General features: G+C 72.3%; 1 pseudogene and 1 CRISPR repeat array. The pseudogene reads left to right on the plus strand.

Features of this window, described 5'->3' with window-relative positions:
- Positions 1-237 (plus strand): annotated as a pseudogene (locus PV682_RS43905) (helix-turn-helix domain-containing protein); the annotation flags it as partial.
- Positions 238-367: 130 nt separating this feature from the next.
- A CRISPR array of direct repeats spans positions 368-3,141; the repeat unit is 29 nt; unit sequence GGGAACAACCCCGCGTGCGCGGGGACCAC.
- Positions 3,142-3,256 lie beyond the last annotated feature (115 nt).

Consider the following 3,256-nt stretch of genomic DNA (forward strand, 5'->3'; position numbering starts at 1 on the left):
GAACGGCTTCAGGAAATCATCGAGAAGGTGCGGCTCGATCCGACCGCCCGCAGAATGTGGAACGACGCCGACCTGCCGACCGTGACGTACCCGGTATCCAGCGCGCCTCGGCGCCTTCGCCTGCCTCGATATGGGGGCAAAGAGTTCACTGTGCGGATTCTTGTGTTGGAGCCTTTGGAGTTGCCGAACCACCGACTGGTGGCGCTGACGCCTGCGGAACTGGTGCCTTTGGAGTGAGGCGAGCTTCGACTGCTTTGTGGTCCGATGCGGAGGGTTTGCGCCTGATTCCCCTCAGATCCTGACCCCCTGCAACGCCCCCGCAGGCGCGGGGACCACAAGGCCGACGCCGAGATCGCTGAGGGCCAGACGGGAACACCCCGCGTGCGCGGGGACCACACGGGGCCTCCCGGCAGGTCTTCGCTGTGTCCGGGAACACCCCCACGTGCGCGGGGACCACGTGCGCAGGCCCAGGCGCTCGGCGGCCCGGCAGGGAACACCCCCGCGTGCGCGGGGACCACACACCGTACTTCGCCCATGTGCGGCCGTCGACAGGAACAACCCCGCGTGCGCGGGGACCACCCGGAGTTCGGCGACGTCGACCTGGACGTGGCGGGAACAACCCCGCGTGCGCGGGGACCACACGAACTGTGCGACGTGATCATCGCCGCCGCCGGGAACAACCCCGCGTGCGCGGGGACCACGACTCGGGGCCCAGACGCATCGAGCAGCGGCAGGGAACAACCCCGCGTGCGCGGGGACCACGAGGCGGTCACCGAGTACACCCCCACCCTGACGGGAACAACCCCGCCTGCGCGGGGACCACCAGGTGCAGGGGCTGAGGGACCATCTCGGCCGGAGAACAACCCCGCGTGCGCGGGGACCACCTCTTACGCTTTCCTGCGTCCGGCCGCCGCCCAGGGAACAACCCCGCGTGCGCGGGGACCACCCCCGGCCGGGACACCTTGGCCACCCTGTCCGGGGAACAACCCCGCGTGCGCGGGGACCACGAGGACTCCACCGTCCAGCCGGGGACGGGGGCGGGAACAACCCCGCGTGCGCGAGGACCACTCTGCATGGCGGCGCGACGAGGAGGACGACTCGGGAACAACCCCGCGTGCGCGGGGACCACGAGGCCCTGTGCGCGCACCACGACGACTTCGAGGGAACAACCCCGCGTGCGCGGGGACCACCGAGGCCGCCGACAAAGCCGCCGCCAAGGCGAGGGAACAGCCCCGCGTGCGCGGGGACCACGAGGCGATCGCCACGGCGTGGCAGTCCGGCGCGGGAACAACCCCGCGTGCGCGGGGACCACTACCGTGCGGAACGCGGCCACCTCGACGTGCCGGGAACAACCCCGCGTGCGCGGGGACCACCCCCGGCCGGGACACCTTGGCCACCCTGTCCGGGGAACAACCCCGCGTGCGCGGGGACCACTACGCGGCGGCGACCGTCGCGGCGAACAGCTCGGGAACAACCCCGCGTGCGCGGGGACCACCGGATCTGGCACTACGCCCGCACACACCCCGAGGGAACAACCCCGCGTGCGCGGGGACCACGCTCGATCGAGGGATCAGCCGGTGGGGGCCAGGGGAACAACCCCGCGTGCGCGGGGACCACCAGCTCATCAAGGATGCTCTCCATGACGGACGGGGAACAACCCCGCGTGCGCGGGGACTACGACAGGCTGAGCACCCCCGATCCCACGGGATCGGGAACAACCCCGCGTGCGCGGGGACCACGGCGTGATCGTCGCGCAGACGGCCGCCGGGACGGGAACAACCCCGCGTGCGCGGGGACCACCCGTTGCCGGGACAGCGGTCCAAGACGGGCTTGGGAACAACCCCGCGTGCGCGGGGACCACCCCTGGACCAGGGAGAGGCGGACGTAGGAGTCGGGAACAACCCCGCGTGCGCGGGGACCACTCGGGCCGGAGCCCACCGCGGATGCCGTGCTCGGGAACAACCCCGCGTGCGCGGGGACCACCACGGCGCATATCGACATCGAACCCGTGAACCTGGAACAACCCCGCGTGCGCGGGGACCACCTCGGCTCGTCCCGCGGGATGACCTTGCGCAAGGGAACAACCCCGCGTGCGCGGGGACCACAAGGACAGCAAGGGCACGTCGTAGAGGTCGGGGGGAACAACCCCGCGTGCGCGGGGACCACGGATCATGGGCTGATGCCCTGAGGCGGTCGAAGGGAACAACCCCGCGTGCGCGGGGACCACCAGCTCGGCGAGGTCACGGCGGGCGGTGCCGCGGGAACAACCCCGCGTGCGCGGGGACCACCCCCGACGAAGCGGCCGAGCTCCTCGGACACTGGGAACAACCCCGCGTGCGCGGGGACCACCCGCCGTCGTTCGAGCCGTTCCCGGGTGCCGCGGGAACAACCCCGCGTGCGCGGGGACCACCGGATGTCTGCCCTCGCCGCGCGGCGCGCGCCGGGAACAACCCCGCGTGCGCGGGGACCACGATCTTGATGTAGCCGGGGAAGAGGTAGGCGAGGAACAACCCCGCGTGCGCGGGGACCACCGCCCACCTTCATCTTTCGCCCGCGCCGTCGAGGGAACAACCCCGCGTGCGCGGGGACCACTACTGGGCAGGCCCATTCGGGCGGCGGCCGATGGGAACAACCCCGCGTGCGCGGGGACCACTAGTCGTCCGACCGCGTGGCCACCGGACAGGGGGGAACAACCCCGCGTGCGCGGGGACCACCTCACCCGCCAACTCGACAAGGTATGCGAACGGGGAACAACCCCGCGTGCGCGGGGACCACCCCGTCCCCGCAGGCCCCACCGGGGTCACCGCGGGAACAACCCCGCGTGCGCGGGGACCACAAAGCGAAGGTGCTGTTGCCCTTGCGGTGCTGGGGAACAACCCCGCGTGCGCGGGGACCACCCCGCCCCGGTGCCTCCGCTCGCCTGGGTGGGGGGAACAACCCCGCGTGCGCGGGGACCACATGACGGCGCCGTTGAGGGTCGGCGCCGTCGGGGGAACAACCCCGCGTGCGCGGGGACCACCCGCTGGGCGTCGGCCAAGAGGTCGGGGACGAGGGAACAACCCCGCGTGCGCGGGGACCACGTGCCGTAGACCCCGACTCCGGCGACGTACGCGGGAACAACCCCGCGTGCGCGGGGACCACTCCCCGGAGGGTGTTGGATCGTGTCCCTCGTCGTGGTGTTGGGGATCAACGGCTGGGAGTGCGCGGGCGTCTGCCCGGGGCGCACTTCCACAGGCGAGTTCCGCTCCCTCAACAG

Origin of the sequence: Streptomyces niveiscabiei (assembly GCF_033794345.1) — a bacterium.
GTDB classification, from domain to species: Bacteria; Actinomycetota; Actinomycetes; order Streptomycetales; family Streptomycetaceae; genus Streptomyces; species Streptomyces niveiscabiei.